The organism is Belnapia mucosa (genome assembly GCF_016775475.1).
GTDB lineage: Bacteria > Pseudomonadota > Alphaproteobacteria > Acetobacterales > Acetobacteraceae > Belnapia > Belnapia mucosa.
On sequence record NZ_JAEUXJ010000004.1, the window covers coordinates 257,730 to 273,156 of the forward strand.

A 15,427-nucleotide genomic window follows, 5' to 3' on the forward strand; every position below is an offset into this window, starting at 1 on the left:
GGCCACCTAGCGCGGCAACTGGCTGAGCAGGCGGAAGCGCTGCACGCGCTTGCCGGTATCGACCTCGGTGGTGAAGACATTGCCGCGGCTGTCCACGGCCATGTTGTGGACCCAGTGGAATTCCCCGGCATTGCGGCCGTTCCGCCCGAACCGGCCGAGCAGTCCGCCGCCGGCCCGGTCCAGCAGCCAGACCAGGTTGTTCGAGCCATCGGCGGCGAGCAGCACGCTCTGCGCCGGATCCGGCAGGAAATCGAGGTCCCAGACCGAGCCGCTGCCGAGCGTCTCGGGCGCCACGATGAACTCCCGCACGAAGGTTCCATCCTTGCGGAAGACCTGCACCCGGTCGTTCGCCCGGTCGCAGACATAGACCAGCCCGTCGCGCGCCAGCCGCACGCAATGCACCGGGTTGCGGAAGAAGCGCGCCGGCTGCCGGGCGGAATCGCCGGGACGGTAGGCGGGCAGCGGGTCATCGGCCGGCGGCCGCTCACCATAGGCGCCCCAGTGGCGCCTATAGGCCCCCGTCGCGGCGTCGAAGACGATGACGCGGCGGTTGCCATAGCCATCGGCGACGAAGATCTCGTTGGTGGCGGGATCGACCTCGACATCGGCGGGGCGGCCGAGCCGTTCGGTGTCGTTGCTGCCGCCCGTCTCGCCTTTCTTGCCGATCTGCAACAGGAAGCGGCCCTCGCGGGTGAATTTCAGCAAGACATGGTCGTTGTTGCCGTTGCCGGCGATCCAGACATTGTCCTGGTGATCGACAGTGATGCCGTGCTCGTTCTCCGGCCAGGAGGGGTGGTGGCCGGGCCCGCCCCAGGCCTGCACGACATTGCCGTCGGGGTCGAATTCGATGACCGAGGGCGCCGGGATGCAGCATTCGGACAGCGGCGGATTTTGGGCCGCGCCGCGCTCATCCACCGTCATCGTGCGCGGGCGATGGATCACCCAGACATGGTCGCGGGCATCGACGGCGACGCCGGCCGCCTGGCCGATGCCCCAGCGGTTGGGCAGCGGCTTCGGCCAGAAGGGATCGACCGCGTATTGCGGCGGCTCGGCCAACGCGGCGAAGGGCAGCAGGGTCAGCATCAGGATGGCGAGCAGGCGGCGCATCGGGCTTCCTCCCTCCCCGGTCAGGCCGGGGTTGGGCAAGCCTCGGCGCCGACCTGCCGCGGCGTCAAGGGGCGCGGGACGGCGTGCCTGCCCCTTCCGCCGGCGCCTCGGCCGAGGCCGGGCGTCCGGTCGTCTCCTGGTTCAGCCGGGCTGTCAGCTCCGCCAACTCGCGCCGCTGCTGCTCCAGCCGGCCTTGGCCCTCGGCGATCCGGGCATTGAGCTCCTGTCGCCGGCTTTCGAGGCTGGCCATCTCGGCGCGCAGTGCCTCCGTCTGATCACGCAGCCGGGCCTGGTCCTGCCGCGCCGCCTCCAGCGCGCGGTTCGAGGTCTCGGTGAGCTGGCGGGACCGGGTCTCCGCCTCGGCCAGGGCGGCCCGGCGGGCGCCGAGATCCCGCTCGGCCGTGGCCATGTCGGCACGGAGGGCAGCGACCCGCCGCTCCGCCTCGGCGCCCGCCCGCTGCCGCTCGGTCAGCGCCGTCTCGGCCTGGGCGATGCTGGCGCGCAGCCCTTGCAGCCGCGCCTCCTCGGCGGTGGCGCGCTCGCGCTGGCCAGCCAGCCTGCGATCCTCGCCCGCCGCCTCGTCGCGCAGCCCGGTGAGGCGGCGTTCGGTCGTCGCCGCCTGGTCGCGCAGCCCGGTCAGCCGCCGCTCCTCGGCCACCGCCTGGTTGCCGAGCGTGGCCAGCCGCGCCTCCTGCGCCGTACCCTGCTCGCGCAGCGTGGCCAGGCGGCGCTCGGCCTCGCCCGCCTGCTCCCGCACCCCGGCCAGCCGCCGCTCGGCCTCGGTGGTCTGGTCGCGCAGCCCGGCCAGCCGCCGCTCGGACTCGGCCGCCTGCTCGCGCAGGCCGGTGAGGCCGGTCTCCGCCTCGGCAAGGCTCTGGCGGCGGGCGGAGGCATCCTGTTCCAGCGTGCCGGTCTCGCCGCGCAGGGCGGCCAGGCGCTCGCGCAGGCCGCGCGCCTCGGCCTCGGCGCTGCCGCGGCTGCGCTGGGCGCGGGCCAGGGCGGTGCGCGCCTCGGCCAGCCGCTGCTCGATCGCCGCCAGCTCGCCGCCCGTCGCCTGGGCGGCGGCTAGCGAGGCCTCCAGTTCCGCCACCCGGGCGCGCAGCGTGCTGCCTTGCGCCTCGGATTGCGCCAGCTCCTGCCGGAGGGAGGTGATGGTCTCGCGGCGCTCGACCGTCAGGCCGCAGCCGGCGAGCGGCAGGATCAGCGCCAGCAGCGCCGGCCCCTGCCAGGAGGAAGAGATGGACATGGAAGGCCCCCGTATGTGGGACGCATCGCGCCCGGTTCCGGCCGCCCGGTCAACCATCGGACAGAATCCGAAACGGTTTGCCCCCGCCATCCGGCGCCCGCCATTTGGGGAATGGCAGGTGGCATCCTACATGCCCTGATACCGATCATGAGCGACCAGACCCCCTTCGACCCCCTCGCCACCTTCTCCGACCGGCTCGCCGCGCTCGGTGCGCTCGGCGCTGCCCGCACCGTCGCCGTCCATGGACGGGATGGCCGCGCCCGATCCGGCCTGCTCTGGGCCGAAGGGCTGGTCGTCACCGCCGAGGAGGCGCTGGAACGCGACGACGAACTTGGCCTGACCTTGCCCGATGGGCGGGAGGTGGCAGCGAGCCTCGCCGGGCGCGATCCCGGCACCGATGTCGCCCTGTTGCGCGCCGAGACCGGCCCGGTGCCGGCGCTCGACCTCGCGCCACCCACGGCGCTGGCGCCGGGGCATCTGATCCTCGCCATCGGCCGCGGTGAATTCGGGCCGCTGGTCGCCTTCGGCGCGACGGCGGCGGTGGGCGGCCCCTGGCGTTCCATGCGCGGCGGGCGGCTGGAGCGGCGCATCCAGCTCGGCCTCCGGCTCGACCCGGTGGCGGAAGGCGGGGCGGTGCTGGACCATGCCGGGCGGCTGGTCGGCATGGCCGTGCCCGGACCGCGTCGCCAGGCGCTCGCCATTCCGGCCGAGACCATCGCCCGTTCGGTGGAGCTGCTGCGGAGCCGCGGGCGGGTGGCGCGGGGCTATCTCGGCCTGGCCCTACAGCCGGTGCGGCTGGAGGGTGGGCGCGGGCTGATCGTGGTCGGCATCGACCCGCTGAGCCCGGCGGGCCGGGCCGGGCTGCTGCTCGGCGATGTGCTGGCCGCCTGGGACGGTGCGCCGCTCGGCTCGGTGCGGGAGATGCTGGCACGGCTCGACCCCGAAAGCGTCGGGACCGAGGTGGCGCTGGAGGTGGTCCGGGCCGGTGAGCGGCGGCGCGTCATGGTTCGCATCGGCGAACGGGCGGCGGCCTGAGATGGCAGCAGCCACCCTCCTCGACCGCCCCCGCCGCGCCGCCCCGGCCGGGCTGGCGGTGGCGCTGCGCTCTGCCGATCCCGATGAGCTGGCGGGGCGGCTCGCCAGCCTGCCCGGCCTCCGCCTGGTGGAAGAAGAGACCGAGGCCGCGGTGGTGGTGAGCGACGCGCCGCCCGGCATGCCGGCGGCGGAGGGCCCGCCGGTGCTGCTGCTGGCCGAGGGCGCGGCGGCGCTGGCCGCGGTGCGGGCCGGGGCGCGGGCGGTGCTGCCGCCCGATGCGCCGCCGGCCCAGCTGGCCGCGGCGCTGCCGGCGGCGGCGCGTGGCCTGGCGGTGCTGCCCCCGGCGCTGCTCGCTGGGCTGCTCGGTCCACAGGCGGCGCGGGATGCGCGGGCCGCAGCGCCGGTCGAGGCCGGGCTGACCCGGCGCGAGCGGGAGGTGCTGGACCTGCTGGCCGCCGGCGCCTCCAACAAGGTGATTGCCCGGCGGCTCAACCTCTCCTTCCACACCGCCAAGGCGCATGTCGCGGCGGTGATGCAGAAGCTGGGTGCCGGCAGCCGGGCGGATGCGGTGGCGCGCGGGGCGCGGGCGGGGCTGGTGCTGCTGTAGCGGGACGGGCAGGCTATCGGCAGACGGAGGGGCTGCCGATGATCCAGGTCCATCACCTGAACAATTCCCGCTCCCAGCGCATCCTCTGGCTGCTGGAGGAGCTGGACCTCCCCTACGAGGTCATCCGCTACGAGCGCGACCCGCAGACGATGCTCGCCCCGCCCGAGCTGCGGCGGATCCATCCTCTCGGCAAGTCGCCCGTGGTGGTCGAGGATGGCGAGGTCCTGGCCGAGACCGGCGCCATCGTCGAGGCGATCCTGGAGCGCCACGGCGCCGGCCGCCTGGCCCCTGCCCCCGGCACACCGACCTGGCGCCGCTTCCGCTACTGGATGCATTTCGCCGAAGGCTCAGCCATGACGCCGCTGCTGGTGAAGCTCTACCTGACGCGGGTGGGTGAGGCGGCCGGGCCGGTGCTGGCGCGGATCGAGGCCAATCTGGCGGCGCTGCTCGACTACCTGGAGGCGGAGGTGGCGCGGGAGGGGTATTTCGCCGGCCCCGACTTCACCGCCGCCGATGTGATGATGAGCTTCCCGCTTGAGGCGGCGACTGCCCGGGCCGGGCTGAATGCAACACGTCCGGCGCTGTTTGGCCTGCTGCGGCGGCTGCAGGCCCGGCCGGCCTATCGCCGGGCGCTGGAACGGGGCGGGCCCTACGCCTACGCGCCTTGACTTTCGCAGCTCCTTTGAGCATTTGAATTGCTCAAAGGAGCCATCCATGCACCCCCAAGCCGCCCCGGCCGGCCTGTCCCATTATCTCCGCCTCTACCAGGCTTCCGCCGTCGAGCGGATCGAGATGATCAAGGGCGGCCTCCGGGCCAGCGAGGCCAAGCGCATCTTCGCCGACCTCGCCATCGGCCAGGGCGCCGCCCTCAAGGCGCTGCGCCTGTCGCCAGCGACGGTGAACAAGAAGGCGAAGCAGGACGGGACCCTCTCGCCCGGCGAGAGCGAGCGCGTGCTTGGCATGGCGAAGCTCGTCGGCCAGCTGGAGGCGATGATCCAGGCCTCGGGCAATCTGGAAGGCTTCGATGCCACGGCCTGGATGTCACGTTGGCTTCAAACCCCCCTCCCCGCGCTTGGCGGCCGCCGGCCCATGGATCTGATGGACACGATGGAGGGCCAGGCCCTTGTCTCCGCCACCCTCGCCCAGATGCAGAGTGGGGCCTATGCGTGAGCCGCACCGCCTGGCGGATCGCCACCGACACGCCGGATTACGAGGCCGATAACCTCTCCGGCACCGGCGCTAAGCAGACCGGAGGCCGTTGGAACGAGCCGGGCCTGCCCCTGCTCTATGCCTCGGAGAGCCGCGCCCTTGCCTGCCTGGAAACGGTTGTCCACCTGAACGCTGGCGGCCTGCCGCTCAACCGCTACCTCGTCGAGATCACCATCCCCGACGCGCTCTGGACCGCCGCCCAACGGGAGACGCCGGCCGGCCTGCCGATCGGCTGGGACGCCCAGCCCGCCGGCCGCGCCAGCATCGCCTTCGGCACGCAATGGCTCCGCTCAGGCCGCTCGGCCTTGCTGATTGTCCCCTCGGTGATCGTGCCGGAGGAGGAGAACATCCTCGTCAATCCCGGTCACCCGGCCAGTGCCGGCATCGGCGCGACCAAGATGCGCCGCTGGCTCTACGACGCCCGCCTCGCCTAATCGCCCCCACCCCGTTGCCCTTGCCGCTCGCAGCGACTACCTGACGCCTGACAGTTCTCCTCATTTCGCAAAGACAGGCATGAGCGATCCTTCCGACCTGCCGCCGGGCACCGCGCCGGCGGACGACATCGCCGCAACCGGGCCGACCGCGGCGGAAACAAGTCCCGACCAGGCGCCGCCGAACAGCTTCGCCGAGCGCATCGCCGCTCTGGAGGCCGAGGTCGCGCAGTTCCGCGACCGCTGGCTGCGCGCCGAGGCGGATGCGCAGAACCTCCGCGCCCGCACCCAGCGCGAGGTGGCGGATGCGCGCAACTACGCCATCCAGAAATTCGCCGGAGACGTGGTGGAGACGGCGCAGAACCTCCGCCGCGGCCTCGAGGCGCTGCCCGCGGCGCGGGAGGGCGAGGACCCGCTGCTGGCGAAGCTCCGCGAGGGCTTCGAGGGCGTGGAGCGCAGCTTCGTCGCCATGCTGGAACGCCATGGCATCGCCCGGCAGGAGGCGCAGGGCCAGCCCTTCGATCCCGCCCTGCATCAGGCGATGGCCGAGCAGCCGGCGCCGGAGGGCGTCGCGCCCGGCACCGTCATCCAGGCCTGGACGCCGGCCTGGACCCTGAACGGGCGGCTGCTGAAGCCAGCCATGGTGGTGGTCGCAGCTGGCGGGAAGGCCAGCGCCTCGGCCGCCTAAATTTTCATCAGTTTCGTGGCCGGGGCCTTGTTCCGGCCACGGGGCATCAATACATCGGGGCCGTCGCCGGTCATTCACCGGCAACATCCCCATCCGAGGATCGTCCGGCCCGCAGGGCGGGCAGGACAGGGTCAAAGTTCAGGGGACGGGTGCGGTGCCTGCACTACGGGCCGCCCCCGCCCGCCGCAAAGGAGAAGCACGGATGAGCAAGGTTATCGGCATCGATCTCGGGACCACGAATTCCTGCGTCGCCATCATGGAAGGCAAGGACGTCCGGGTCATCGAGAACGCCGAGGGTGCGCGCACCACCCCCTCCATGGTCGCCTTCGCCAAGAATGGCGAGCGGCTGGTGGGGCAGAGCGCCAAGCGCCAGGCGGTGACCAACCCCAGCAACACGCTGTATGCGGTGAAGCGCCTGATCGGCCGCCGCTTCGACGATCCGATGGTCAAGAAGGACATCGGCCTCGTCCCCTACAAGATTGCCCGCGCCGACAATGGCGATGCCTGGGTCGAGGTCGAGGGCCAGAAATACGCGCCGCAGCAGATCAGCGCCAATGTGCTGACCAAGATGAAGGAGACGGCCGAGGCCTATCTCGGCGAGAAGGTGACGCAGGCCGTCATCACCGTCCCCGCCTACTTCAACGATGCCCAGCGCCAGGCGACCAAGGAAGCCGGTGCGATCGCGGGCCTCGAGGTACTGCGCATCATCAACGAGCCGACGGCGGCCGCGCTCGCCTATGGCATGGACCAGAAGAAGGGCGGCACCATCGCGGTCTATGACCTCGGCGGCGGCACCTTCGACGTCTCCGTGCTCGAGATCGGCGACGGCGTCTTCGAGGTGAAGTCCACCAACGGCGACACCTTCCTCGGCGGCGAGGATTTCGATGCCCGCATCATCGACTACCTGGCCGACGAATTCCGCAAGGAGCAGGGCATCGACCTGCGCGGCGACAAGCTCGCCCTGCAGCGCCTGAAGGAGGCCGCCGAGAAGGCGAAGATCGAGCTCTCCTCCTCCAAGCAGACCGAGGTGAACCTGCCCTTCATCACCGCCGACGCCTCCGGGCCGAAGCATCTGGTGATGACGCTGACCCGCTCGAAGCTGGAAGCCCTGGTGGACGATCTGATCGCCCGCACCATGGAGCCCTGCAAGCAGGCGCTGAAGGATGCTGGTCTGACGGCTGGCGAGATCGACGAGGTGATCCTGGTCGGCGGCATGACCCGCATGCCCAAGGTCATCGAGGCGGTGAAGCAGTTCTTCGGCAAGGAGCCGGCCCGCAACGTCAACCCGGACGAGGTCGTCGCCATCGGCGCCGCGATCCAGGGTGGCGTCCTCAAGGGTGAGGTGAAGGACGTCCTGCTGCTCGACGTGACCCCGCTGAGCCTCGGCATCGAGACTCTGGGCGGCGTGTTCACCCGGCTGATCGACCGCAACACGACGATCCCGACCAAGAAGTCGCAGGTGTTCAGCACCGCCGACGACAACCAGACCGCGGTCACCATCAAGGTCTTCCAGGGTGAGCGCGAGATGGCGGCGGACAACAAGCTACTGGGCAATTTCGATCTCCAGGGCATCCCGCCAGCGCCGCGCGGCGTGCCGCAGATCGAGGTGACCTTCGACATCGACGCCAACGGCATCGTCAGCGTCCAGGCGAAGGACAAGGCGACCGGCAAGGAGCAGCAGATCAAGATCCAGGCTCGCTCCGGCCTGTCGGACAACGACATCGAGCGGATGGTGAAGGAGGCCGAGGCCAACGCCGAAGCCGACAAGAAGCGTCGCGAGACCGTCGAGGCCCGGAACGGCCTGGAAGCCCTGATCCACAGCACCGAGAAGACGCTGAAGGAGAATGGCGACAAGGTCGGCCCGGCCGAGAAGTCCGAGGTCGAGAGCGCTATCGCCGCGGCCCGCACCGCGCTCGAGGGCGGCGAGGCGGAGACCATCCGCAGCGCCTCCGAGGCGCTGTCGCAGGCGGCCATGAAGATGGGCGAGGCCCTCTACAAGGCGCAGCAGGCGAGCGAGGCGCAGGCGGGTGCGCAGCAGCAGCCGGGCAGCGGCCCGAATGCCGGCGGCCCGGGCGGCGGCTCCGACAAGGTGGTGGATGCCGATTTCGAGGAAGTCGACCCCACCAAGAAGAAGTCCGGCTAAGCCGGACTCGCACCCGGCCCCAAGGGATGCTCCTGGGGGCCGGGTTCGTCGGAGTTCGGGCCCGGGGACTAGCTCCTCCGGGCCCTTTTCGCTGCACCTTCCTCAGGGGACGTCGCCCCGGCCATGGCGAAGCGGGATTTTTATGAAGTGCTCGGCGTCTCGCGCGAGGCGAGCGAGGACGAGCTGAAGAAGGCTTATCGCAAGTTGGCGATGGCCCATCACCCTGACCGCAACCAGGGTGACAAGGATGCCGAGGCCAAGTTCAAGGAGCTGAACGAGGCCTATGACGTCCTGAAGGATGCCGAGAAGCGCGCGGCCTATGACCGCTACGGCCATGCCGCCTTCGAGGGCGGCGGGGGCGGTGGCGGCCCGGGTGGCGGGGGCGGCAACCCCTTCGGCGCGGGCTTCGAGGACATCTTCGAGGAGATGTTCGGCCGCTTTGGCAGCGGCGGCGGGCGGGGCCGGCAGCGCCAGGCCTCCGGCCGCGGCGCCGATCTGCGCACCTCGGTCGAGATCGGGCTGGAGGAAGCCTTCGCCGGCGCCAAGAAGACGGTGCGCGTCCCCTCCTCTGTCTCCTGCGAGGCCTGCAACGGCACCGGCGCCGAGGCCGGATCGACCGCGGCCCAGACCTGCCCCACCTGCCAGGGGGCCGGCAAGGTCCGCGCCCAGCAGGGCTTCTTCCTGATCGAGCGCACCTGCCCCACCTGCGGCGGCCAGGGGCGGATCATCAAGAATCCCTGCAAGGTCTGCCAGGGTGCCGGCCGGGTCCAGCGCGACCGCACCCTCAACGTCTCCATTCCGGCAGGCGTCGAGGACGGCACCCGGATCCGGCTGGCCGGCGAGGGCGAGGCGGGGCTGCGCGGGGCGCCGGCAGGCGATCTCTATGTCGATATCAGCATCCGCCAGCATCCGCTCTTCCAGCGGGACGGCGCCAATATCTTCGTCCGGGTGCCGCTGCGGATGACCCAGGCGGCGCTTGGCGGCGCGGTCGAGGTGCCGGTGGTGGATGGCGGGCGCGCCCGCGTCACCATCCCGGCCGGCACCCAGGCGGGGGACCAGTTCCGCCTGCGCGGCAAGGGCTTCTCCGTCCTCCGCAGCGCGGCGCGGGGTGACATGTATGTCCAGGTCTCGGTAGAGACGCCGCAGAACCTGACCCAGAAGCAGCGCGAGCTGCTGGAGCAGTTCGAGGCCGAGGCGGCCAAGGCCGGCCGCACCAGCCCCGAGAGCGAGGGCTTCTTCGCCAAGGTGAAGGAGTTCTGGGACGGGCTGGCGCGCTGAGAGGGGAATGATTCGGTTGAGGCGGAACCTGCGCTGAGTCGGGGCGTTCAGCCCCCGACCGCCGCACTACCCCCCAATCGGCGGTCCAGGCAGGCGGCGATGCGATACTGGTCCCACCGCATCGCCGCCCGCCCCCCATCCAGACCCGTAAAGGACAGCGCATGGCGAGCAGCCCCGTCGCCCCTGGCGTAGCCATCGAGGAGACGGCTCAACTCATCGCCGCAGCCAAGGTCGGTGGCACGCCGGTCTACAACCGCCACGCCGAACGGTTGGGCACGGTCGAGGATGTGATGCTCGACAAGCAATCCGGCCGTGTCGCTTATGCCGTAATGTCCTTCGGCGGCTTCCTTGGCATCGGTGAGCGCTACCACCCCCTCCCCTGGTCCAAGCTCCGCTACGATGTCGATCTCGGCGGCTATGTGGTCGATCTCGACCGTGACCAGCTCCAGGGCGCGCCGAGCTATGCCTCCTCAGAGGAGATCGACTGGACCGACCGGCAATGGGGTCAGCGGGTCTCCGACTATTACGGGGTCAGCCCCCACTGGGCCCAGGTGCCCTGAAGCCAGGACTCGGCCTGGGTCCTTGCGCCCACGGCTGAGTGTCCAGCTTCGCGCGAAAATCCCGGTGCATGACGCACCCGCTTTCCCCTAGGATGCGGCGGCCGTGACAGACCCGGAAGGAACCCGGGCAGGGCGGCGCTTGCAACGCGTCTGGGAATGAAGGGGCCAAAGGCCGGGATGGATGGAAATCTGGATGTGCCGGTGATCGGCGCGCCGCCGGAAGGCAGCAGCGAGGAGCTTTGCCATGGCTCGGGCGCGCCCATCTCCCGCATCGTCACCGAGGTGGCGGCGCGCTTCCCCGGGGAGCGCATCACCCTCGGCGAGATGGCGGAAGCCTTCGGGGACCGGGCTTTCGGCCTGCTGATCCTGCTGCTGCTCCTGCCCTCCCTGCTCCCCGGCATGGCCTCGGTTTTCGGGACGCCGGTGCTGCTGCTCGGCATCCAGATGGGCCTCGGGCGGCGGACCCCGAAGCTGCCCGCCTTCATCGCCCGGCAGAGCGTGAAGCGCACCGACCTGCTGCGGCTGACCGGCAGCAGCTCCAAATGGATGCGGCGGATCGAGACCTATGTCCGGCCGCGGCCGGGCTTTTTCACCACGCCGATCGGCGACCGGATCTTCGGCTGGCTCACCGCCTATGTGGCGCTGATGCTGATCCTGCCCGGCCCGGGCACCAATGGCCCGCCGGCCTTCGGCAATATTGTCATGGCGCTCGGCCTGGTGGAACATGACAACCGGGTCATGGCCTGGGGCGTCGGCCTGACCATCGCCGGCTGTGCCTTCGCCACCATCGTGCTCGGCATGGTCTGCTGGCTCGGCGTGCAGGCTCTGGGCTGGATTTTCTAGAGCGTGATCGCTGAAGGCCGGAACGGCCGGAAGCGTGAATCACGCGACTAACAACCAACCACCTCTCGCCCACCGCGCACATCCCTGCTAACCCTCCGCCATGCGCCGGTGGCCCGCAAGGGCTGAAACGGGAATGCGGCAGGCGGGGCAACCCGCCGGTCCGCAGCTGCCCCCGCAACTGTAGGCGGTGAGGCCCTGTCACGTGCCATTGCCTCCCCCCTTGGGGCGGCGAGAAGGCGGCAGGGCCAAGGGTTCCAGCGGAACCCCCACTGCGAGCCAGGAGACCGGCCGGCGCAGAGTTGTCTCGCGCGTGCCGGGCGGGGTGCACCGGCGCACCGGAACCAAAGGGTCTCCCCTCTTCTGCCGGGGCCCTTCCGATTGCGGGAACGACGCCCGTCGTTCCGGTCCGGGTCTCCCGGGCCGGGGCCTGTCGTCATGCGCAATCGGAGGATCCGATGCGACGCCTGTCCCTGTTCCTGGCGAGCGGCCTGGCCGCCCTCGCCAGCCCCGCGCTTGCCCAGACCGCCATTCCTGACACCATCGTCACCGGCACCCGCGTGCCGACCCCCGCCGAGCGGGTGCCGGCCGCCACGACCGTCATCACCCGCCAGGACATCGAGGAGCGCGGCTACCAGTCGCTGTCCGAGGCGCTGGTCTCGGTGCCAGGCCTCCGCATCGTGCCGACCGGTGGCCTCGGCTCCCAGACCAGCGTCTTCCTGCGCGGCAATTCCAGCCGTGCCGTCCTGGTGCTGCTGGACGGCGTCCCGCTGAATGACCCGGCCGAGGCCAATGGGGCCTTCAATTTCGGCAATGAGCTGCTGTTTGACGTGGAGCGGATCGAGGTTCTGCGGGGTCCGACCTCGGCCCTCTATGGCTCCCAGGCGATCGGCGGCGTCATCAACCTGGTGACGCGCCGCGCGCCGCCGGACCGCGCCGTCCAGCCCTATGGCGAGCTGGCCGGCGGCACCCAGCGGACGCTGCGCGGCGGCCTCGGGGCCACCGGCACGGTCGGGCAGTTCGACTATCTGCTCTCCGGCCAGTCGCTCTCGACCGAGGGCTCCAATGCCACGGCGCCGCGCTTCCAGCGCTCACTCGGCGAACGGGACGGGTTCCGCGGCGGCTTCGGCACTGCCCGGCTGGGCTGGACGCCGGAGGCGGGCACCCGGGTCGAGGGCCTGCTGCGCTGGCGGCAAACCAATTTCGGCCTCGACAGCATCCCCCGCGACGATCCGAACTATTCCGGCGAGGACCGGCGCTACTACGGCCAGCTGCGCGGCGAGACGCGGCTGTTCGATGGCCTCTGGACCACCGGCCTTCGCATCGCCGCGACCGAGGACCGGCGGCTCTACAGCAATCTGCCGGACCAGCTCAGCGCCGCCTCGACCCGGGACTACTATCGCGGCAGGCGGACCACGCTGGACTGGGGCAATACCGTGCGGCTGCCCTCGGCCGGCTTCCTGGACGAGGGCGTGTTCGCCTTCGGCATCACCCATATCGGCGAAGAGTCGACGACCCGCAGCGGCGGTGCGGGCTTCCAGACCCTGGTGGATGCCAGTCAGCACAGCACCGGCGGCTATGCCACGCTGCAATACCGCGCCTTCCAGCGGCTGGACCTGACCGCCGGCCTCCGCCACGACGCGACGACCGGCTTCACCGACGCCACCACCTGGCGCCTCGGCGCCGTGCTGGCGGTGCCGGAACTGGCCTCGCGGGTTCGGGTCTCGGCCGGCACGGGTTATGCGGCGCCCTCGCTCTATCAGCGCTTCGGGGTCATCACCGGCTTCTTCCGCGGCAATCCGGACCTCCGCCCAGAACGCTCCGTCGGCTGGGAGATCGGCAGCGAGACCGACATCCCCGGCTTCGGCCGGCCGAACCTCCTCACCCCGAGCTTCACCTATTTCCAGAGCCGGGTGCGGGACCTGATCAACTACAATGGCGGCTTCAACACGCTGGTGAATGTGGACCGCGCCCGCATCCATGGTGCGGAACTCGGCCTGACGCTGCGTCCCGCCACCTGGTTCGAGACGACCGCGGCCTGGACCATCACCGAAGCCTTCGACGCCACCACGGACCAGCGCCTGGCGCGGCGGCCCGAGCATGTCGTCAGTATCACCGCGCGGGTGGCACCGCTGCCGAAGGTGGTGATCGCGCCGACCGTGCTCTTTACCGGCCGCAGCCCGGAGGCGGCCTTCGCCAGCTACCAGAACAATGGCAGCAGCTATGCCTATGCCCGCAGCAACCCGGCCGGGACGGTGGTGAACCTCACCGCCACCTGGCAAGCCTTCGAGCAGGCTGCGGTGTTCCTGGAAGCCCGCAACCTCGGCAACAGCCGCTGGGAGCCGGCCAATGGCTTCGTCACCCCGGGGCGGAGCGTCCTCGTGGGCACGCGCTTCGCGCTGTGAGAAGGAGGGGGGCATGATCGCCCCCCTCGCCTACCCCGCCGCGGCCCTGGCCGAGATCGCCGGCTGCTTCGCTTTCTGGTCCGTATTGCGGCTGGGTGCCTCGCCCTGGTGGCTGGCGGCGGGGATGGCCTCGCTCGCCGCCTTCGCCTGGCTGCTGACGCTGGTGGAGGCCGCTGCGGCGGGACGGGCCTTCGCCGCCTATGGCGGGGTCTATATCGCCGCCTCGCTGGCCTGGATGTGGGCGGTGGAGGGCGAGATGCCCGATGGCCGGGACCTGGCAGGAGCGCTGCTGTGCCTGGCCGGCGCCGGCATCATCCTGGCGCGGCCGGGATGACCTCGACCACCCGGAAGCGCTCGCACCAGAGCTCCATATCCTCGGCGAACTGACCGAGGCGGGTGAAGTAGATGCGATGCGCATGCCGCCAGTAGGCGAGGCTGCGGTCGCCCTCGCCTTCGTCATGGGCGAAGGCGGCATCCACCTGCCCGAAGCGGCGGCGGGTTAGCTCGATGGTCTCGATCACCGCGCGCGGCCGGCCGGCGCCGTCCAGCGCCACCATCTGCTTGCCGATCTCGGTAAGTAGCCCCTGGCTGGCGGCCCAGCAGGTCGCGGTCTTGCGGCCGGCCAGCACCAGGGCGAGGAGTTCATCGGCGAGCTCGGGACCATCGCCGAAGGAGAAGGTCTCGAGGCTCCGCCAGTCGCTCACCGCGCCCGGGCGATGCAGAACTCGACGATGCCCGCGAGGGCCCGGCGCACCGGGCTGTCGGGGAAGAGGGCCAGCGCCTCCAGCGCCGTATCGCCATATTGCCGGGCGCGGGCAACCGTGTCTCGCAATGTGCCATGGCGCTCGATCAGCGCCTGGGCCCGGGCCAGGTCGTCCGGTCCCTGCTCCTTTTCCTCCAGCGTGCGGCGCCAGAAGCCGCGCTCGGCCTCGTCGCCCCGTTCGAAGGCGAGCAGCACGGGCAGGGTGATCTTGCCCTCGCGGAAATCATCGCCGACCGTCTTGCCCAGGCGCTCCTGCTCGGCGGCGTAGTCCAGCGCGTCATCCACCAGCTGGAAGGCGATGCCGAGATTGCGGCCATAGGCTTCGAGCGCGGCCTCCTCGGCCTGCGGCCGGTCTGCGACCACGGCGCCGATGCGCGTCGCGGCGGCGAAAAGGGCGGCGGTCTTGCCCTCCACCACTTCGAGATACTGCGCCTCGGTCGTCGTGGTGTCGTTCTGGGTGACGAGCTGCAGCACCTCACCCTCGGCGATGGTGGCCGCGGCTTCCGACAGGATGGCGAGGACCTTCAGGCTGCCATCCGTGACCATGAGCTGGAAGGCACGGGCGAAGAGGAAATCGCCGACCAGCACGGAGGGCTTGTTGCCGAACAGCGCATTGGCGCTGGCCTGGCCGCGGCGGAGCGCACTTTCATCGACCACGTCGTCATGCAGCAGCGTCGCGGTATGGATGAACTCGACGCAGGCGGCGAGCGCTACATGCCTCTCACCGCGATAGCCGCAGAGCTGGGCGGCGGCGAGGGTGAGAAGCGGTCGCAACCGCTTGCCGCCGGCCGCCACGATATGCGCGGCCAGTTGCGGGATAAGGGCGACCGGGCTGTGCATGCGCTGCACGATCAGCCGGTTGCAGGCCTCCAGATCGGACTGGACGAGCGTGGTCAGCGCGGTGAGCGCATCCTCGCCACCGGGGTCCGGACCGTTGCTGGCCGGCATCGTCACCTGGGAACCTTCCGGCACAGCACGCGCAACCGCTGCCACTCGCTTGAACCCTAGAGCATGGCCGCCACCGCCCGACACGGCCGGAGGCGAAACGCATGCGAGAAACCCTATGCTAGGCCCAAGCGGCGTTTCCCTGAAACCCGCATAGGTCTAACCTTGCG

General features: G+C 70.8%; 16 protein-coding genes and 1 riboswitch. Of the genes, 12 read left to right on the forward strand and 4 right to left on the reverse strand.

Going from position 1 to position 15,427, the window contains the following annotated elements:
• Nucleotides 1-6 precede the first annotated feature (6 nt).
• Both JMJ55_RS12140 and JMJ55_RS12145 read right to left on the reverse strand, forming a co-directional pair.
• Nucleotides 7-1,107: an NHL repeat-containing protein gene (locus tag JMJ55_RS12140; protein ID WP_202825814.1), complete on the reverse strand. Its 1,101-nt coding sequence runs from the start codon at nucleotides 1,105-1,107 to the stop codon at nucleotides 7-9.
• A gap of 64 nt (nucleotides 1,108-1,171) precedes the next feature.
• Entirely contained in the window at nucleotides 1,172-2,353 is a 1,182-nt protein-coding gene (locus JMJ55_RS12145) for a coiled-coil domain-containing protein (protein WP_202825815.1), read from the reverse strand.
• Between the two features lie 147 nt (nucleotides 2,354-2,500).
• Between JMJ55_RS12145 and JMJ55_RS12150 the strand changes: the two genes are divergently transcribed.
• The 12 genes from JMJ55_RS12150 to JMJ55_RS12205 all read left to right on the forward strand — a co-directional run bounded on the left by JMJ55_RS12150 (nucleotide 2,501) and on the right by JMJ55_RS12205 (nucleotide 13,883).
• The gene (locus JMJ55_RS12150) at nucleotides 2,501-3,388 is read left to right on the forward strand and encodes a S1C family serine protease (protein ID WP_202825816.1); all 888 of its coding nucleotides are present in this window, start codon (nucleotides 2,501-2,503) and stop codon (nucleotides 3,386-3,388) included.
• Between the two features lies 1 nt (nucleotide 3,389).
• Nucleotides 3,390-3,995, forward strand: a complete 606-nt coding sequence (locus JMJ55_RS12155) for a helix-turn-helix domain-containing protein (RefSeq protein WP_202825817.1) — start codon at nucleotides 3,390-3,392, stop codon at nucleotides 3,993-3,995.
• Nucleotides 3,996-4,033: 38 nt separating this feature from the next.
• Entirely contained in the window at nucleotides 4,034-4,663 is a 630-nt protein-coding gene (locus JMJ55_RS12160; RefSeq protein ID WP_202825818.1) for a glutathione S-transferase family protein, read from the forward strand.
• Between the two features lie 46 nt (nucleotides 4,664-4,709).
• Nucleotides 4,710-5,165, forward strand: coding sequence for a type II RES/Xre toxin-antitoxin system antitoxin (gene parS, locus JMJ55_RS12165; RefSeq protein WP_202825819.1), 456 nt, complete (start codon nucleotides 4,710-4,712; stop codon nucleotides 5,163-5,165).
• Nucleotides 5,162-5,638, forward strand: a complete 477-nt coding sequence (locus JMJ55_RS12170) for an RES family NAD+ phosphorylase (protein WP_202825820.1) — start codon at nucleotides 5,162-5,164, stop codon at nucleotides 5,636-5,638. Before parS ends, JMJ55_RS12170 begins: the two co-directional genes overlap by 4 nt.
• 79 nt (nucleotides 5,639-5,717) lie before the next feature.
• A complete protein-coding gene (locus JMJ55_RS12175) occupies nucleotides 5,718-6,323 on the forward strand; it encodes a nucleotide exchange factor GrpE (protein WP_202825821.1) in 606 nt (201 codons plus the stop codon).
• A gap of 202 nt (nucleotides 6,324-6,525) precedes the next feature.
• Nucleotides 6,526-8,466, forward strand: a complete 1,941-nt coding sequence (gene dnaK / locus JMJ55_RS12180) for a molecular chaperone DnaK (RefSeq protein WP_202825822.1) — start codon at nucleotides 6,526-6,528, stop codon at nucleotides 8,464-8,466.
• Between the two features lie 123 nt (nucleotides 8,467-8,589).
• The gene (gene dnaJ / locus JMJ55_RS12185; RefSeq protein WP_202825823.1) at nucleotides 8,590-9,744 is read left to right on the forward strand and encodes a molecular chaperone DnaJ; all 1,155 of its coding nucleotides are present in this window, start codon (nucleotides 8,590-8,592) and stop codon (nucleotides 9,742-9,744) included.
• 161 nt (nucleotides 9,745-9,905) lie between these two features.
• Nucleotides 9,906-10,304 (forward strand): PRC-barrel domain-containing protein, encoded by a 399-nt coding sequence (locus tag JMJ55_RS12190; protein ID WP_202825824.1) that lies wholly within the window; start codon nucleotides 9,906-9,908, stop codon nucleotides 10,302-10,304.
• Nucleotides 10,305-10,481: 177 nt separating this feature from the next.
• Nucleotides 10,482-11,147, forward strand: coding sequence for an exopolysaccharide biosynthesis protein (locus JMJ55_RS12195; RefSeq protein ID WP_202825825.1), 666 nt, complete (start codon nucleotides 10,482-10,484; stop codon nucleotides 11,145-11,147).
• 89 nt (nucleotides 11,148-11,236) lie between these two features.
• Nucleotides 11,237-11,454: riboswitch (cobalamin riboswitch) on the forward strand.
• Between the two features lie 148 nt (nucleotides 11,455-11,602).
• Nucleotides 11,603-13,549, forward strand: a complete 1,947-nt coding sequence (locus JMJ55_RS12200) for a TonB-dependent receptor plug domain-containing protein (protein WP_202825826.1) — start codon at nucleotides 11,603-11,605, stop codon at nucleotides 13,547-13,549.
• 13 nt (nucleotides 13,550-13,562) lie between these two features.
• A complete protein-coding gene (locus JMJ55_RS12205) occupies nucleotides 13,563-13,883 on the forward strand; it encodes a YnfA family protein (protein WP_202825827.1) in 321 nt (106 codons plus the stop codon).
• Here the strand turns inward: JMJ55_RS12205 and JMJ55_RS12210 are convergent.
• Together JMJ55_RS12210 and JMJ55_RS12215 are read right to left on the reverse strand one after the other, a co-directional pair.
• Entirely contained in the window at nucleotides 13,861-14,253 is a 393-nt protein-coding gene (locus tag JMJ55_RS12210) for an ASCH domain-containing protein (protein WP_202825828.1), read from the reverse strand. The two genes, JMJ55_RS12205 and JMJ55_RS12210, sit on opposite strands and share 23 nt — an antisense overlap.
• Nucleotides 14,250-15,260, reverse strand: coding sequence for a polyprenyl synthetase family protein (locus JMJ55_RS12215; RefSeq protein WP_202826069.1), 1,011 nt, complete (start codon nucleotides 15,258-15,260; stop codon nucleotides 14,250-14,252). The genes JMJ55_RS12210 and JMJ55_RS12215 overlap by 4 nt, the downstream gene beginning before the upstream one ends.
• Nucleotides 15,261-15,427: the final 167 nt, after the last annotated feature.

Excerpts from the sequence above, each read along its gene's own strand:
- JMJ55_RS12215 (WP_202826069.1), bottom strand. The coding sequence starts at position 15,260 with ATGCCGGCCAGCAACGGTCCGGACCCCGGTGGCGAGGATGCGCTCACC.
- JMJ55_RS12205 (WP_202825827.1), top strand. The coding sequence starts at position 13,563 with ATGATCGCCCCCCTCGCCTACCCCGCCGCGGCCCTGGCCGAGATCGCC.
- JMJ55_RS12190 (WP_202825824.1), top strand. The coding sequence starts at position 9,906 with ATGGCGAGCAGCCCCGTCGCCCCTGGCGTAGCCATCGAGGAGACGGCT.
- JMJ55_RS12145 (WP_202825815.1), bottom strand. The coding sequence starts at position 2,353 with ATGTCCATCTCTTCCTCCTGGCAGGGGCCGGCGCTGCTGGCGCTGATC.
- JMJ55_RS12140 (WP_202825814.1), bottom strand. The coding sequence starts at position 1,107 with ATGCGCCGCCTGCTCGCCATCCTGATGCTGACCCTGCTGCCCTTCGCC.
- parS (WP_202825819.1), top strand. The coding sequence starts at position 4,710 with ATGCACCCCCAAGCCGCCCCGGCCGGCCTGTCCCATTATCTCCGCCTC.
- JMJ55_RS12195 (WP_202825825.1), top strand. The coding sequence starts at position 10,482 with ATGGATGGAAATCTGGATGTGCCGGTGATCGGCGCGCCGCCGGAAGGC.
- JMJ55_RS12175 (WP_202825821.1), top strand. The coding sequence starts at position 5,718 with ATGAGCGATCCTTCCGACCTGCCGCCGGGCACCGCGCCGGCGGACGAC.
- JMJ55_RS12160 (WP_202825818.1), top strand. The coding sequence starts at position 4,034 with ATGATCCAGGTCCATCACCTGAACAATTCCCGCTCCCAGCGCATCCTC.
- JMJ55_RS12155 (WP_202825817.1), top strand. The coding sequence starts at position 3,390 with ATGGCAGCAGCCACCCTCCTCGACCGCCCCCGCCGCGCCGCCCCGGCC.
- dnaJ (WP_202825823.1), top strand. The coding sequence starts at position 8,590 with ATGGCGAAGCGGGATTTTTATGAAGTGCTCGGCGTCTCGCGCGAGGCG.
- dnaK (WP_202825822.1), top strand. The coding sequence starts at position 6,526 with ATGAGCAAGGTTATCGGCATCGATCTCGGGACCACGAATTCCTGCGTC.
- JMJ55_RS12200 (WP_202825826.1), top strand. The coding sequence starts at position 11,603 with ATGCGACGCCTGTCCCTGTTCCTGGCGAGCGGCCTGGCCGCCCTCGCC.
- JMJ55_RS12150 (WP_202825816.1), top strand. The coding sequence starts at position 2,501 with ATGAGCGACCAGACCCCCTTCGACCCCCTCGCCACCTTCTCCGACCGG.